This window comes from Rhodoligotrophos sp. CJ14, from assembly GCF_038811545.1.
Taxonomy (GTDB): Bacteria; Pseudomonadota; Alphaproteobacteria; order Rhizobiales; family Im1; genus Rhodoligotrophos; species Rhodoligotrophos ferricapiens.
In genome coordinates this window covers 3446008-3459956 of the sequence record NZ_CP133319.1, presented here as the reverse complement: position 1 = coordinate 3459956, position 13949 = coordinate 3446008, and the positions used below count along the sequence as shown (strand labels likewise).

At 60.8% G+C, this 13949-nt stretch carries 14 protein-coding genes; 6 read left to right on the top strand and 8 right to left on the bottom strand.

The genetic code is table 11. The features are described 5' to 3' along the window. The first annotated feature begins 34 nt into the window (after positions 1 to 34). Both RCF49_RS16135 and RCF49_RS16130 read left to right on the top strand, forming a co-directional pair. Positions 35 to 1192 carry an OpgC family protein gene (locus tag RCF49_RS16135; protein WP_342640816.1) on the top strand — a complete coding sequence of 386 codons (1158 nt, stop codon included), beginning with the start codon at positions 35 to 37 and terminating at the stop codon, positions 1190 to 1192. Positions 1193 to 1280: 88 nt separating this feature from the next. Next, positions 1281 to 2909, top strand: coding sequence for an acyl-CoA synthetase (locus RCF49_RS16130; protein ID WP_342640815.1), 1629 nt, complete (start codon positions 1281 to 1283; stop codon positions 2907 to 2909). A gap of 178 nt (positions 2910 to 3087) precedes the next feature. Here RCF49_RS16130 and RCF49_RS16125 read toward each other — a convergent pair whose 3' ends face one another. After that, the gene (locus tag RCF49_RS16125) at positions 3088 to 3270 is read right to left on the bottom strand and encodes a YdcH family protein (RefSeq protein ID WP_342640814.1); all 183 of its coding nucleotides are present in this window, start codon (positions 3268 to 3270) and stop codon (positions 3088 to 3090) included. A 168-nt stretch (positions 3271 to 3438) separates the two neighbouring features. Between RCF49_RS16125 and RCF49_RS16120 the strand changes: the two genes are divergently transcribed. The 4 genes from RCF49_RS16120 (at position 3439) to rpsU (ending at position 5727) form a co-directional block, all read left to right on the top strand. Beyond that, positions 3439 to 3642, top strand: a complete 204-nt coding sequence (locus tag RCF49_RS16120; protein ID WP_432807301.1) for a YdcH family protein — start codon at positions 3439 to 3441, stop codon at positions 3640 to 3642. 99 nt (positions 3643 to 3741) lie between these two features. Continuing rightward, positions 3742 to 4233 (top strand): 5-(carboxyamino)imidazole ribonucleotide mutase, encoded by a 492-nt coding sequence (gene purE, locus RCF49_RS16115; protein ID WP_342640813.1) that lies wholly within the window; start codon positions 3742 to 3744, stop codon positions 4231 to 4233. Between the two features lie 12 nt (positions 4234 to 4245). Further along, complete coding sequence (locus tag RCF49_RS16110) at positions 4246 to 5346, top strand: 5-(carboxyamino)imidazole ribonucleotide synthase (protein ID WP_342640812.1); 1101 nt, start codon at positions 4246 to 4248, stop codon at positions 5344 to 5346. 153 nt (positions 5347 to 5499) lie between these two features. After that, on the top strand, positions 5500 to 5727 hold the full coding sequence (rpsU, locus tag RCF49_RS16105) for a 30S ribosomal protein S21 (RefSeq protein ID WP_342640811.1): 228 nt from the start codon (positions 5500 to 5502) through the stop codon (positions 5725 to 5727). 281 nt (positions 5728 to 6008) lie between these two features. On the opposite strand, the gene RCF49_RS16100 is transcribed toward rpsU, so the two are convergent. The 7 genes from RCF49_RS16100 to RCF49_RS16070 form a co-directional block, all read right to left on the bottom strand. Then, entirely contained in the window at positions 6009 to 6800 is a 792-nt protein-coding gene (locus RCF49_RS16100; RefSeq protein WP_342640810.1) for a mechanosensitive ion channel family protein, read from the bottom strand. 235 nt (positions 6801 to 7035) lie between these two features. After that, complete coding sequence (locus tag RCF49_RS16095) at positions 7036 to 8436, bottom strand: NAD(P)(+) transhydrogenase (Re/Si-specific) subunit beta (RefSeq protein WP_342640809.1); 1401 nt, start codon at positions 8434 to 8436, stop codon at positions 7036 to 7038. Between the two features lie 10 nt (positions 8437 to 8446). After that, positions 8447 to 8899, bottom strand: a complete 453-nt coding sequence (locus RCF49_RS16090) for an NAD(P) transhydrogenase subunit alpha (protein ID WP_342640808.1) — start codon at positions 8897 to 8899, stop codon at positions 8447 to 8449. Positions 8900 to 8915: 16 nt separating this feature from the next. Next, entirely contained in the window at positions 8916 to 10037 is a 1122-nt protein-coding gene (locus RCF49_RS16085; RefSeq protein ID WP_342640807.1) for a Re/Si-specific NAD(P)(+) transhydrogenase subunit alpha, read from the bottom strand. Then, positions 10037 to 10324 carry an aa3-type cytochrome c oxidase subunit IV gene (locus tag RCF49_RS16080; protein ID WP_342640806.1) on the bottom strand — a complete coding sequence of 96 codons (288 nt, stop codon included), beginning with the start codon at positions 10322 to 10324 and terminating at the stop codon, positions 10037 to 10039. Before RCF49_RS16080 ends, RCF49_RS16085 begins: the two co-directional genes overlap by 1 nt. A 93-nt stretch (positions 10325 to 10417) precedes the next feature. After that, the gene (locus RCF49_RS16075; protein ID WP_342644216.1) at positions 10418 to 11749 is read right to left on the bottom strand and encodes an ABC1 kinase family protein; all 1332 of its coding nucleotides are present in this window, start codon (positions 11747 to 11749) and stop codon (positions 10418 to 10420) included. 41 nt (positions 11750 to 11790) lie between these two features. Next, positions 11791 to 13620 (bottom strand): M3 family oligoendopeptidase, encoded by a 1830-nt coding sequence (locus RCF49_RS16070; protein WP_342640805.1) that lies wholly within the window; start codon positions 13618 to 13620, stop codon positions 11791 to 11793. Between the last annotated feature and the right edge of the window lie 329 nt (positions 13621 to 13949).

Genomic DNA, 13949 nt, shown 5'->3' with positions numbered 1-13949 from the left:
TTTGCAATTCTGGCGAATCAAGAACGGAATACAGATGGACGGATCAGGGTTAGCGGCACCCTCGAGGCAGAACCGTGATTACCGCATCGATTTCTGGCGTGGTGTCGCGCTGGTGATGATCTTCATCAATCATATCCCTGGGAATCTGTTCGAATCGTTCACATCGCGAAATTTCGGCGTCTCGGACGCGGCGGAATTGTTCGTGCTGCTGGCCGGCGTGTCTGCCGCCTTCGCTTATCACCCCAGCAAGCCAATTCCGGTCTTTCCGACCATTGTGTTCAAGGCGTTCGCGCGGGCCTGGAAGCTCTATGCCTCGCACATCCTGACCTGCGTGATCTGCATCGGCGTGCTGGTGGGAAGTGCTTATGTCTTCCAGGACTCCACCTGGCTTGAGACTCACGGGTTGAAGTCATTCTTCGATTCACCCGAGCTTGGCATGTTCGGCCTGGCCGCCCTGGGCTTCCAGCCGGCCTATCTGAACATCCTGCCCATGTATATTCTGTTCATGCTGGGGCTGCCGCTGCTGGTGGTGACCGCGCGGGTAAGCCTGGTTGCCACGTTTGCCCTTTCGGCACTGCTTTACGTCTCGGCGCAGATCTACGGGCTTCGCTTCACCGTCTATCCAGAACGGGGCTTCTGGTTCTTCAATCCGATGGCGTGGCAGTTCCTGTTCGTGATCGGCTATATCTTCGGCACGCTCTCATGGTCAGGCTTCCGGCTACCCTACCGGCCGATCCTGTTCTTCGGTGCTGTCGGTTATCTGATCTTCTGCCTAGTCATCGTTCGGTTTCAGCTTTGGCCGAACCCGAATGCGCTGTCGCTGCCAAGCATGCTCTGGCAGTTCAACAAGAACGACCTGCACCTGCCACGCCTCCTGCACGTTCTGGCCATCGTGTATGTGGTCATGCAAACGCCACTGCACAGCCATATGCGTTCACTCGGCCCAAACAATATCCTGGTGACCTTCGGGCGGCATTCCCTGGCCATCTTCTGCACGGGATCGGTGCTGAGCATGATTGGCCAAGTGCTGCGGAATGAGCTCGGCGGCGGGCTCGTCGGCGACATCATGATCGTGGGCGGCGGCCTTATTCTGCTCTATCTCACGGTGCAGCTGATCGAGTGGAAGCAGGAGGTCCTTTCCGGCGCTGCGCGGCGGGCGAATACCAACCGTGCGGAAGTGAGGAGTTACTAAGGCGCCGTCCTAGAAATGGCGGATTGCTGCCAAGGCGCTGTCTGGCTATTGTCCGGATCGACTGTGTCGCTTGCCAGGACCCGCTGATATGGACCGCTCGCCTTACGAGCTCGACCTCGACCGCAACCCGGCCAATTACCAGCCACTGACGCCAACCGGCTTCCTTGCGCGGGCGGCGCAAGCTTTCCCCGACCATACGGCGATCATTCATGGTCCGCTGCGGACCAGCTATGCGGAGTTCTATGCACGGGCGCGCAGGCTCGCCTCTGCCCTCGCAGCAAAAGGCATCGGGAGGGGAGATACCGTCTCCGTGATGCTGCCCAATGTGCCCGCCATGCTGGAAGCGCATTACGGGGTGCCCATGACGGGCGGCGTGCTGCATTCGATCAACACGCGCCTCGATGCAGCGAATATCGCGTTCATGCTGGAGCATGCGGAGAGCAAGGTCCTGATCACGGACCGGGAATATTCGGAGGTCATCGCGGAGGCATTGAGCCTTGCCAAGGTGAAGCCGCTAATCATCGATTACGATGATCCGGCGTTTCCGCAGATCGGGCAGCGACTGGGCTCGATCGATTATGAAGCGCTGCTTGCCTCAGGTGATCCGGAATTCGGGCGGACCGCGCCTGCGGATGAGTGGGACGCGATTTCGCTGAATTATACCTCTGGCACAACCGGCGATCCCAAAGGCGTCGTCTATCATCATCGCGGCGCCTATCTCATGGGCTATGCGAATGTGATCGCCGCCGCGATGCCGAAACATTCCGTCTATCTCTGGACGCTGCCGATGTTCCATTGCAACGGCTGGTGCTTCCCGTGGTCGGTCTCGGTGATCGCCGGCACGCATGTGTGCCTGCGGGCGGTGCGGCCGGGCGCCATGTACGAGGCCATCGCGGAACATGGGGTCACTCATCTCTGCGGTGCCCCGATCGTCATGTCTCTGCTGCTCAACGCGAGTGCGGACGAGAAGCGCCCCATCACCCAGCGGGTGAGCTTCGTGACGGCTGCGGCGCCGCCACCGGAGGCGGTGCTTCGCGCCATGTCAGAGGCCGGCTTCGACGTGACTCATGTCTATGGGCTCACGGAAACCTACGGGCCTGCGGTTGTGAATGAATGGAAGTCGGCCTGGAGCGAGCTTGACAGCGCCGCTCAGGCGCAGATGAAGGCACGGCAGGGCGTCCGTTATCTCGCGCTTGATGACCTTACCGTCATGGATCCAAAGACGATGGCTCCGGTTCCCGCGGATGGCGAGACCATGGGCGAGGTGATGTTCCGCGGGAACATCGTGATGAAGGGTTATCTCAAGAACCCGCAGGCAACGCGCGAAGCCTTCGCAGGCGGCTGGTTTCACTCGGGCGATCTCGGGGTGATGCATCCCGACCGGTATATTCAGCTCAAGGACCGCTCGAAGGACATCATCATCTCGGGCGGGGAGAACATCTCATCGATCGAGGTCGAGAATGTTCTCTACAAGCACCCAGCGGTCCAGGCAGCGGCGGTGGTGGCGCGGCCTGACGAAAAATGGGGCGAGACCCCTTGTGCCTTTGTCGAGCTAAAGCCGGGCATCACAGTCACCGAAGCCGAAATCATCGCGTATTGCCGCGGCGCTCTCGCCCATTACAAGGCGCCACGGCACGTCGTGTTCGGCGAACTGCCAAAGACCTCCACGGGCAAAATCCAGAAATTCCGGCTCAGGGAAATCGCCAGCTCGCTTTAGGCGTTTCGCTTTTCCGTTGAATCGCGAAGCCCCTCAAAGCCCCTGCCTGGTCGAATTCTCTTCACGCGAACCGGTATCCGCTTCGCTCGAAAACGCCCAACCAAAGTGAGGATGAAGCGTGGGTCTAACTCTTGCGATCCAGATGCCCGCGTCGGATTCCCCGGTCTTTAAACCACCATCAATGTCGTTGGCCCAATTCGGCCTCGATACGACTGATCTCGTCTTTCAGTCGAAGCTTCTGCTTCTTAAGCTCAAGGACCTTCATCGCATCCCGTGAGGGTGAGGCTTCCGCCGCGTGGATCCTCCCGTCAAGGCTGCGATGCTTATTCACCAGTTCCTCCAGATGGCTACGAAGGGACATCGGTGCTTTCTCCTGTTCCTTGATCGTGACGTTACAAGATTGACATATTGGGCGCCGGTTGTCGAATTCCAGTCGCGGGCAATTCATTATATACTCTGTTGGTGTAGGGGCCGGCGCCGCGCCATTGACAGGGCGGAATCGAACAGGAGCGCCGCAGCGGAGAACCGTATGGATGGCATGCCAGACAATCTCGAAGAGCGTCTCGCGGCATTGCGCGAGCAGCATCGAGATCTCGATGCTGCCATCAGCAGCCTGGAAGCGGTGCCTGCGCCGGACCAGCTTCGGCTCAGGCGACTCAAAAAGCAGAAGCTGCTGCTGAAAGACGAGATCACCCGGCTGGAGGATCAGATGATCCCGGACATCATCGCCTGAGACACTGGGAAGAGCTGGAACTCGGGCATTGCGTGATCAGCGAGGAGACTTATAATCCGCGGCTTTTCCGGACTTAGTCCCGCCGCCGCTGGAGAAATCATGGGCGCTGTAGAGCTTGACGTTGCGATCATCATGGGCAGCCAGTCTGACTGGGCCACCATGAAGCACGCCTCCGAAACGCTCGAGGCGCTAGGCATCGCGCACGAGACCCGGATCGTCTCTGCGCACAGGACGCCAGACCGCCTTTACAGCTTCGCCAAAACGGCCCGGGAACGGGGGGTCAAGGTCATCATTGCCGGCGCAGGTGGGGCTGCCCATCTACCAGGTATGACGGCGGCCCTCACAAGCTTGCCGGTGTTCGGTGTCCCGATCGAATCGAAAGCACTCCATGGACAAGACAGCCTGCTTTCGATCGTCCAAATGCCGGCCGGTATACCCGTCGGCACACTGGCGATCGGACGAAGCGGTGCGATCAATGCCGCGCTGCTCGCTGCGAGCGTGCTAGCGCTCAATGATGATGCGCTGGCTGGCCGGCTCGAGGCCTGGCGCAAAGCCCAGACCGACGGGGTTGCCGAATTTCCCGAGAACTGAGAGCGTGAGCGCGTGACAATCCCCCCTCTTCCACCCGGCAGCACGATCGGCATCCTTGGCGGCGGGCAGCTTGGCCGGATGCTGGCCCTGGCTGCTGCCGAGCTTGGTTTGCGCTGCCATATCTACTGCCCTGATCCAGACAGCCCTGCGTTCGACGTCGCCCATCGCGCGACTTGCGCGCCTTACGAGGATGAATCCTCGCTCGATCAGTTCGTGCGCAGTGTCGATCGGGTCACCTATGAATTCGAGAACGTGCCGCATCGAACCGCAGCCTTCCTTGCATCCAGGGTCCTGGTGCTGCCCAGCGAGAAGGCGCTCCGCATCACGCAGGATCGGCTGCATGAAAAGCGCTTCGTTACAGATCTCGGTTTCCAAACTGCGCAGTTCCTTCCCATCGATAATCCGGAACAATTGACGCAAGGACTTACAACTCTTGGCAGTCCGGCGATTCTGAAGACGCGCCGGTTCGGCTATGACGGCAAGGGCCAGATCAAGGTCAGCCATGGTGATGATGTCGAGGTGGCTTGGCAAAGCATCGGCAAACAGAATGCGATTCTCGAAGCGGTGGTACCCTTCGAGATGGAATGCTCTGTCGTGGTGGCCCGCGGAAGCGATGGGGCCATGGCAGCCTATGATGTGACCGAGAATCAGCACGAGAATCACATTCTCAAGATCTCTTCAGTTCCGGCGCGCGTTCTGCCCACAACAGCGGATGAGGCACGCCGGATTGGAACACGGATCGCGGAAGCGCTGGATTATGTGGGTGTGCTGGCGGTCGAGCTGTTCGTGGTCCGCACCAGCGCTGGCGAGCATCTCCTCATCAATGAGATCGCGCCGAGGGTGCATAATTCCGGACACTGGACCCAAGATGGCTGCCAAGTGTCGCAGTTTGAACAGCATATACGGGCGATCGCCGGCTGGCCGCTCGGTTCAGCTGAACGGCATTGTGATGTGGAGATGATCAATCTGCTGGGAGACGACATCGGACAGTGGGCCAGCCTTGCAGCGGAACCAAACGTGGCGCTCCATCTTTATGGAAAGCATCAAGCGCGGCCCGGGCGGAAAATGGGCCACGTGAACCGGACCAAGCCCCAGGCGCGCAGAGACCGATAAATCGGATCTAGGCCATAGACAGCGGCGTTTGTCTCTGGTAATCATGCTCAATCTTGAGCGGCTCAGGCGGCTTGCGAGAGTGTTTTGCTCTCACGAGCCGAGAGCCGTTTATACCGATCATCCAACGAAACTGGATCAACAAAGGCAGCACTCGTGCAAGTTCTCGTACGTGATAACAACGTCGAACAGGCCCTCAAGGCGCTCAAGAAGAAGATGCAGCGCGAGGGGGTTTTCCGTGAGATGAAGCTCCGCAATCACTACGAGAAGCCGTCTGAAAAGCGCGCGAGAGAGAAGGCCGAGGCCGTACGCCGGGCGCGTAAGCTCGCCCGCAAGCGCGCTCAGCGCGAGGGGCTGTTGCCGACCAAAGCGAAGGCGCGCTGAGCATCGATTGCTCGCGCCCTGTCAACGGAGAGATGTAGGCCGGTACGAAGGTGCCGGTCTTTTTGTTTTTGGCCGTCCTCTCCGTGTTGAGCGGTGCTCATCCTACGATACCGAGGAAGAGCCGGGCTGAGCGGGCGCGCAGGAGCCCCGATCCATCACCAACCGGCAAATTGCTGCGGCGCGGCGCTTTAGATCATGCTCACGTTCGCGAAGCCACTCTGATCCTTGCTTGGTCGCATTTTCTTCACGCGAACCGGTATCCCACTTCGCTCGAAAATACTCTAGATCTCCTCGCCCGAAAATCCGCTCGCGCCCCCCACAGGACATTCCCGGATCAGGTGAATGGTGCGGTCGGGATAAGGAACCCGGATCGCTTGCGCCGCAAGGACAGCGTGGGCGTGGCGCTTCATGGCGATGGCCACCGCGCGATAATCGCATTCGTCGGTCCAGAAGCGCAGGATGATTGTCGTCAGATCGCCATCTGACGGATGGGCATAGACGATCGGCTCGATATCCTTGCGAACGGCTGCTGCACGTTTTGCGAAGTCGAGAAGGATGCCCATCACAAGATCCAGATTGGCGCTCGGTCCAACGCCGATCCTGAGCTCGATTCGATAAAGCTTCGGGGGCGCCATATCCACCAGGAAAGCAAGCATCGCCTCCGCGGGAAGCACCTCCCGGTCCGCCAAGGTTCGGCCGAGAAAGCGACCAAGGCCGGCAGGCGGCCGTCCTCCCGCTGCGCGGGTGAGCGTGCATCTGCTCCAGCCGATGCGGAGGCTGCTCGAAGAGGTAATTCGGCGCGCAACAAGGTCGCGGCGCGCAAGCAACAGGAGGCGCAATAGCATGGCGCAGGCGGGGCCGCCGATGCGGCGGCGAGATATGAGCTGCCGAATGGCTTTGGGAAGCCTGCCCGAACTTTGAGATGCCTGGCCAAGTTCTGCATCGAATGAGAGCGAGCGGCGGTAGCCATCCTCGCTAGCCGAGGGTATGGCCGTGCCAGGAGCGAGGGATCGGTGGGGCGCTGCCGAGCGCAGATGGCCAAAGCGAAGCCCAGTGGCAAATTGCCTGTTCATCTCAGCTCCACCCGGCATAGGAATTCGACCCAGAGTTGTGTTCTTGATCCTTTTACATCCTACACGATTAAGATTGTATTCTCAACAACTTCTACCTCTAATTGTGCAGAGCTTGACACAGGTCTGACACCCTGTACGAGCAGGCTAAGCGGCTCAACGGCAACAAAAAAGCCGGCCGACGAATGTCGAACCGGCTGACGGGGGATGGCTGTCGAGGGCGATGAAGCGGATGCGCTTACATCGCCTTCACAATCTGCTCGACCATCTTTTTCGCATCGCCGAATAGCATCATCGTATTGTCTCTATAGAAGAGATCGTTGTCGATGCCGGCATAGCCCGAGGAGAGGGAGCGCTTCAGGAACATCACGGTGCCAGCCTTCCAGACCTCCAGAACCGGCATGCCATAAATGGGCGAGGCCGAATCTTCCTTGGCCGCCGGATTGGTCACGTCATTGGCGCCGATGACGAAGGCCACGTCGGTATTGGCGAACTCGGAATTGATATCCTCGAGCTCGAAGACCTCATCGTAAGGCACATTGGCTTCCGCCAAGAGCACGTTCATATGGCCCGGCATGCGGCCGGCAACGGGGTGAATGGCATATTTGACCTCGACACCCGCCTTCTTCAGCGTGTCCGCCATCTCGCGCAGAGCATGCTGAGCCTGCGCGACCGCCATGCCATAACCGGGCACGATGATCACCTTGGATGCATTCTTGAGCAGATAGGCCGCGTCTTCGGCGGAGCCCTGCTTGACCGGCCTTTGCTCGCCGCCTCCCGCCGCGCCGGCAGCGGATGCTTCGCCCCCGAATCCACCCAGAATGACGTTGAAGAACGAGCGGTTCATGCCCTTGCACATGATGTAGGACAGAATCGCACCGGATGAGCCGACCAGGGCGCCGGTGATGATGAGGGCGGTGTTGCCGAGGGTGAAGCCGATGCCCGCGGCAGCCCAACCGGAATAGGAGTTCAGCATCGAGATCACCACCGGCATATCGGCGCCGCCGATGGGGATGATGATCAGCACACCGAGGACCAGTGCGAGAATCGTGAGCAGCCAGAAGGCCGCGTGGCTCCCGCTCATCACAAACCAGATGATCAGGGCGACCAGCAGAAGACCGAGCGCAAGGTTCAGCAGATGCTGGCCGGAAAAGACGACCGGCGCGCCGGAGACAAGGCCCTGGAGCTTGGTGAAGGCGATGATCGATCCGGTGAAGGTGATGGCGCCGATCGCCACGCCCAGCGACATCTCCACCAGACTGCCGGGATGCACGTGGTCATGGGTGCCAATGCCAAAGGCAGCCGGCGCATAAAGGGCGGCTGCAGCCACGAGCACGGCGGCCAAGCCCACGAGAGAATGGAAGCCGGCCACAAGCTGGGGCATGGCCGTCATCGGAATGCGCCTGGCGATTACCGCGCCAATGGCGCCGCCGAGGCCGATACCGGCGATCACCATGGCCCAGGTGGCCGCGCTTCCGGGTGGCGCGTAGAAAAGGGTGGTGATAATGGCAATGGCCATGCCGACCATGCCGAAGAGATTGCCCTGGCGCGAGCTCTCCGGGTGTGACAGGCCGCGAAGTGCGAGGATGAACAGCACCCCGGACACAAGGTACAGGGTGGCAACGACATTCACCGACATTGGCGGCCCCTCAGCTCTTGCGGCGGTACATGGCGAGCATACGCTGGGTGACCAGGAAGCCGCCGAAGATATTCACCGAGGCGAGAACAAGCGCAGCAAAGCCGAGCAGCTGAGAGGTAAGGCTCGCCTCCGCAAGAGCAGTGGCCGCCCCGCCAGCCACCGCGATCAAAGCGCCAACCACGATCACCGACGAGATGGCGTTGGTGACCGACATCAGTGGGGTATGCAATGCGGGCGTCACGCTCCAAACGACGTAGTAGCCCACGAAAATGGCCAGAACGAAAATCGACAGCCGGAAAATGAAGGGATCAATGCCAGTGGCGGCACCCAAGGCTTCCGCCCCGGTTTCGCCGGCTATCCTGGCGGCATCGGCAAAGCTCTGTGCCTGATCAGCCGCATCCATCGCCCTCTGCGCCGCTTCCCGCGCGGCGTCTGCTGCCTGCTGGGCAGTTAAGCTGTCCATCGGCCTTCCCCCCGTATCAGTTCTTCAGTGCAGGATGGACAATCTCGCCATCCCTGGTCAGCGCCGTTCCCTTGATAATCTCATCTTCCCAGTCGATCGCCAGAGCACCGTCCTTGAGGATCACCTCAAGGAAGTTGGTGAGGTTCTTGGCATAGAGGGGCGAGGCATTCCCGGCCAACCTGGCCGCAAGATTAAGATGGCCGAGAATGGTCACGCCGTTATGAGTGACCGCTTCGCCCGGCTTGGTCAGCTCGATATTGCCGCCGCGCTCGGCTGCGAGATCGACGATCACGGAGCCCGGCTTCATGCTTTCCACCATGGCGGCGGTAATCAATCGCGGCGCAGGTCTGCCCGGAATCAGCGCGGTGGTGATGACGATGTCCTGGCTCTTGATGTGCTCGGCCACCAATGCCGCTTGGCGGCGCTGGTAGTCCTCGCTCATCTCCTTAGCGTAGCCGCCTTTGGTCTCGAGATCTTCGCCCTCGGCATCGACCATGATGAACTTGGCGCCGAGGCTCTGCACCTGCTCGGCGGCGGCCCGCCGCACATCGGTCGCCGTGACGACGGCCCCAAGCCTGCGGGCAGTTGCGATGGCCTGAAGGCCGGCGACGCCAACGCCCATCACGAAAGCGCGGGCCGCAGGGACTGTGCCGGCCGCCGTCATCATCATGGGAAGGGCTCGGCCGAATGCCGCCGCGGCATCAATGACCGCCTTATAGCCCGCGAGATTTGCCTGCGAGGACAACACGTCCATGGACTGTGCACGGGTGATGCGCGGCATCAGCTCCATGGCGAAAGCAACAGCCTTGCCCTTGGCGAGATTGTCGATCTCGTCGCGCGGACCATAGGGATCAAGCTGGCCCACAACCACCGCGCCTGGCTTCAGCGCCGCGATCACATCGGGCGAAGGCCGGCGGACGCTCAGGACGATATCCGCCTCGCGCGCCGCCTCCACCGCGTTGTCAGCGAGCGTTGCACCAGCGGTCTGGTAAGCGTCATCGCTGAGATTCGAGCCCTGGCCGGCGCCTCGCACGACAGCCACCTCAAGCCCCTTCTTCACAAGAGCCTTGACGGTATCCGGCACTGCGGAAACGCGCGCTTCGCCGGGCGTTTGCTCCGCCAGGACCAGGAGCTTCATCAGGCCACTTTCAGCAGGGTGATCAGCACGAAGAGGCCGGTCACCACCAGAGAAAGCGTCCACTTGCCGCTGCCCATCCGCAAATCCAGTACCAATGAGCCCAGGCCGACGATCAGACCGAGAAAGCCCAGGATCGTGGCGGAAGCACCGGAGCCGAAGGCGAACATCACCAGAGCCACCATAACGATCAGAGATCCAATCACCAGGGCGGTCGAGCCCCGGAGGAATCCCTGATAGGTCCTCTCATGATCCCTCATGTCGAGCTGCGGGGCGGTATCGTCAGCCATTTGTCCTCTTTCCCCCAGTTGCGCGCAAAGAACAGGTTCCGATAGCCGATCGGATCGGTGACCGCAACAGCGGCTTGCGGATGAGACAGAAAATCACTCCTCCAAAGGGTCCATTCCGGTCTTTACCAGAGCGGCCGCCTGGCGCGCGGCCACCTTCGCCATGCTGAAATCCTCGATCGCATTGTTGAAGAGCTGATGGAAGTTCAGCTCGGCCCGGAGGTGAATGAGCACCGATCCGAGGCCGATGGCCGCACGGTCCATAAACACGAATTCGCGCGGCACCTTGACCGGCCCCCGCTCCTTCAAGGTTCTGTGGACAGCGTAAGCTTCGCGGCGGCCATATTGCCCAGGGGCGACGCCTTCCGCGATCGGGCGGACACGGTCGTCCATCAGCGGCCCATAGATGAAGCGGGCCCATATATTGAGCGCCTCGATCAGCTCGTTCGACAGGCCGATAAACCCCCAGGTCTCATAGGCATGCACAATGCGGGCGCGATCGTTCGACATGAGCCCGTGATAGAGGTCGACCACCCCAGCCACGAAACGGGCATGGAACAGACGGATGCAGCCGTAGTCGAGCAGATTGAGCCCGATCGGCTCGTCCTTCTCGTCGACCACGGCGGTGTAGTTGCCGAGATGGGGGTCCCCATGAATTGAACCGTAGTTGCAGAAGGGCTGCCACCAAGCATCATAGAGATGCCTGCCCAACAGATTGCGAGCTTGCAGACTATGCTCCTTGAAATGGAGCATCGGCTTGCCCTCGAGCCAGGTCATGGTGAGAAGCCGGCCGGTGGACAGATCCTCATAGACCTTGGGGACACGGATCGTCCCGTAGGGCTTCAGCATTTCGGCGTAGAGAGCCGCATGGCGCGCCTCACGCCGGTAATCGAGTTCCTCCCGGAGGCGGGCGGCGATCTCCTCGCTGATCTCGGACGTGTCGATCGCCGGATCCATGCGGCGATGCAAGGCCAAGATCAGCTTGAACTGCTGCAGGTCAGCCTCCACGGCCGACTGCATCTCGGGATATTGAAGCTTGCAGGCAACCTGCTCGCCATCGAGAGTGGTGGCGCGATGCACCTGACCCAAGGAGGCCGCCGCGGCGGCCTGGCGCTCGAACCCGGCAAATTTCGATTGCCAGTCAGGCCCAAGCTCGGCCGCCATGCGCCGGCGGACGAAGGGCCAGCCCATGGGGGGCGCGTTTGACTGCAGCTGGGCGAGCTCACTTGCATATTCCGCCGGCAGCGCATCGGGAATGGTCGACAGCATCTGGGCGAGCTTCATCAGCGGCCCGCGCAAATTGCCCAGCGCTTCCCGAAAAAGGCGGGCATTGGTGGCATCATCGCGGCCGCGGCCAAGCAGTTGCGCCCGGGCCAGCCGTGCCGCGACGGTGCCGACATTGGTGCCGACCCTGGCATAACGCACCATGCGCCCAGACAGGCGATTGGATTCGTCGTCGCGCGTTTCGCTCACCCCACCACCTCGTCTGCGGCCTCGAGTTCATCGATCAGCCGCTCGATCATCAGAAGGCCCTTGTCCCAGAACGCGGGATCGGCAGCGTTCAACCCGAAAGGCGCCAGGAGCTCGCTGTGGTGCTTCGAGCCGCCGGCTTCGAGCATCGCCAGGTACTTCTCAACGAAATCCTCGTGCGCCTCCTCGTAGAGCGCATAGAGCGAATTCACGAGGCAATCGCCGAAGGCATAGGCATAGACGTAAAAGGGCGAGTGGATGAAATGCGGGATATAGGTCCAGAAGGTCTCATAGCCCGGCTTGAAGTCGATGGCATCCCCCAGGCATTCGCGCTGGACCTCCAGCCAGATCTCGCCCAGACGGTCAGCGGTCAGCTCACCTTGCCGACGCTCGGTATGAACCCTGCGCTCGAACGTATAGAAGGCGATCTGGCGCACCACGGTGTTGAGCATATCCTCCACTTTGGACGCCAGCAGCGCCTTCCGCTTGCGCGGATCCGTGGTTTGCGCAAGCAACCGTCGGAAGGTGAGCATCTCGCCGAAAACGCTCGCGGTCTCGGCCAGCGTCAGCGGGGTTTGTGACAGGAGCAGGCCCTGGCGGGCCGCCAGCACCTGGTGCACCCCATGGCCGAGCTCATGAGCCAAGGTCATGACGTCGCGGGTCTTACCCTGGTAGTTAAGCAAGACGTAGGGATGCGCGCTCGGCACCGTCGGGTGGGCAAACGCACCTGGCGCCTTGCCCGGCCGCACGGGAGCGTCGATCCAGGACCTGTCAAAGAACAGTTGCGCGGTTTCGGCCATTCTCGGCGCGAATTCTCCATAGGCCTCCAGCACCGTCCTGCGCGCCTCGTCCCAGCGTATGACGCGGGTATCCTCCTGGGGCAGTGGCGCATTCCGGTCCCAGTGGTCGAGCTTCTCCTTTCCGAGCCACCTCGCCTTCATCCGGTAATAGCGATGGGAGAGCCGCGGATAGGCCGCATGCACGGACGATACGAGCGCGTCCACAACCTCCCGCTCAACACTGTTGGAGAGATGACGGCTATCGGCGATATCCTCGAACTTGCGCCAGCGATCGGAAATCTCCTTGTCCTTGGCAAGCGTGTTGGTGATTAGGGTGAAAACGCGCAGGTTCTCCTTGAAGGTCTTGGCCAAGGCCTCGGCAGCGGAGCGCCGCCGACGCTCATCGTGATCCATCAGCAGGTTGAGGGTGGGCTCAAGCCGCAGCGTTTCCCCATCTACCTCGAAGGTAAGGCTCGCCATCGTCTCATCGAAGAGGCGGTTCCATGCGCCTGCGCCGGTCTGCTCTAGCTCGTGAAAGACCGTCTCCACCTGATCATCGAGCTGGTGCGGTCGCCATCTGCGCAACTCACGAATCCAGGGTTCATAATAGCGCAGAGCGTCAGTGCGGAGCGCCTGCTCGAGAACCTCATCGCCGATCCGGTTCAGCTCGAGCGTGAAGAAGATGAGGTCCGTCGTGATCCGATTCAGACGATCGGTGATATCGCCATAGGCCTTGGCGCGTTTGGGGTCGGTGGTATCGCCGACATAATAGAGGCTGGCGAAAGCAGCGATACGCCCGAGCCGGTCGCTGATCGCTTCATAAGACCGCACGGCTTCGGCCAGATAGGCCCCGCCCTCAGTGCTTCCGGCATGATCGACAATTTTACCGCGATATCGTTCAGCGAAGGACTTCACCTGAGCGGCAACCTCGTCGAAGTCGCGACTGAGCTCGACGGAGTCCGGTCCCGGATAAAGATCGTTCAGATTCCATTCGGGCAAGCTGCCGAGCGCACTGCTTGCGGTCTCGTCCGCTGAAGTCCGGTCATTCATGTCGGGGCCTCTCGATTGAGCCGGGAATTGCTGCGCCCATGTTCGGTGGACAGCAGGCTGGTCTCAAGAGGCATATGTGACGCGCCCAGCCTCAAGACAACCATTCCTCTGCCCTTGTCGCGAGGAACAACGACGCGAATACGCAGCGGCTCCTGAAAGGTCGATCATGGCTCGATAGAGCCGCTGTCTTAAGGCTTTTTTTGCGGTTGACCTCGATATCTACCTATATTGCCGTGTAGCTGTACAACTGAGCAACATCGTTCAGCGGTCACGTTGCTGATGGGGATTGGCGAAGCCTCTTCGCCGAAGCACGGCCTAATATCGACGCC

What these genes read in the sequence shown, in the direction of transcription:
- purE (WP_342640813.1), top strand. Translation starts at nt 3,742, where the DNA reads ATGGGCGCTGTAGAGCTTGACGTTGCGATCATCATGGGCAGCCAGTCT.
- RCF49_RS16085 (WP_342640807.1), bottom strand. Translation starts at nt 10,037, where the DNA reads ATGAAGCTCCTGGTCCTGGCGGAGCAAACGCCCGGCGAAGCGCGCGTT.
- RCF49_RS16130 (WP_342640815.1), top strand. Translation starts at nt 1,281, where the DNA reads ATGGACCGCTCGCCTTACGAGCTCGACCTCGACCGCAACCCGGCCAAT.
- RCF49_RS16135 (WP_342640816.1), top strand. Translation starts at nt 35, where the DNA reads ATGGACGGATCAGGGTTAGCGGCACCCTCGAGGCAGAACCGTGATTAC.
- RCF49_RS16080 (WP_342640806.1), bottom strand. Translation starts at nt 10,324, where the DNA reads ATGGCTGACGATACCGCCCCGCAGCTCGACATGAGGGATCATGAGAGG.
- RCF49_RS16120 (WP_432807301.1), top strand. Translation starts at nt 3,439, where the DNA reads ATGGATGGCATGCCAGACAATCTCGAAGAGCGTCTCGCGGCATTGCGC.
- RCF49_RS16095 (WP_342640809.1), bottom strand. Translation starts at nt 8,436, where the DNA reads ATGTCGGTGAATGTCGTTGCCACCCTGTACCTTGTGTCCGGGGTGCTG.
- RCF49_RS16125 (WP_342640814.1), bottom strand. Translation starts at nt 3,270, where the DNA reads ATGTCCCTTCGTAGCCATCTGGAGGAACTGGTGAATAAGCATCGCAGC.
- RCF49_RS16075 (WP_342644216.1), bottom strand. Translation starts at nt 11,749, where the DNA reads ATGGTGCGTTATGCCAGGGTCGGCACCAATGTCGGCACCGTCGCGGCA.
- RCF49_RS16090 (WP_342640808.1), bottom strand. Translation starts at nt 8,899, where the DNA reads ATGGACAGCTTAACTGCCCAGCAGGCAGCAGACGCCGCGCGGGAAGCG.
- RCF49_RS16070 (WP_342640805.1), bottom strand. Translation starts at nt 13,620, where the DNA reads ATGAATGACCGGACTTCAGCGGACGAGACCGCAAGCAGTGCGCTCGGC.
- RCF49_RS16100 (WP_342640810.1), bottom strand. Translation starts at nt 6,800, where the DNA reads ATGAACAGGCAATTTGCCACTGGGCTTCGCTTTGGCCATCTGCGCTCG.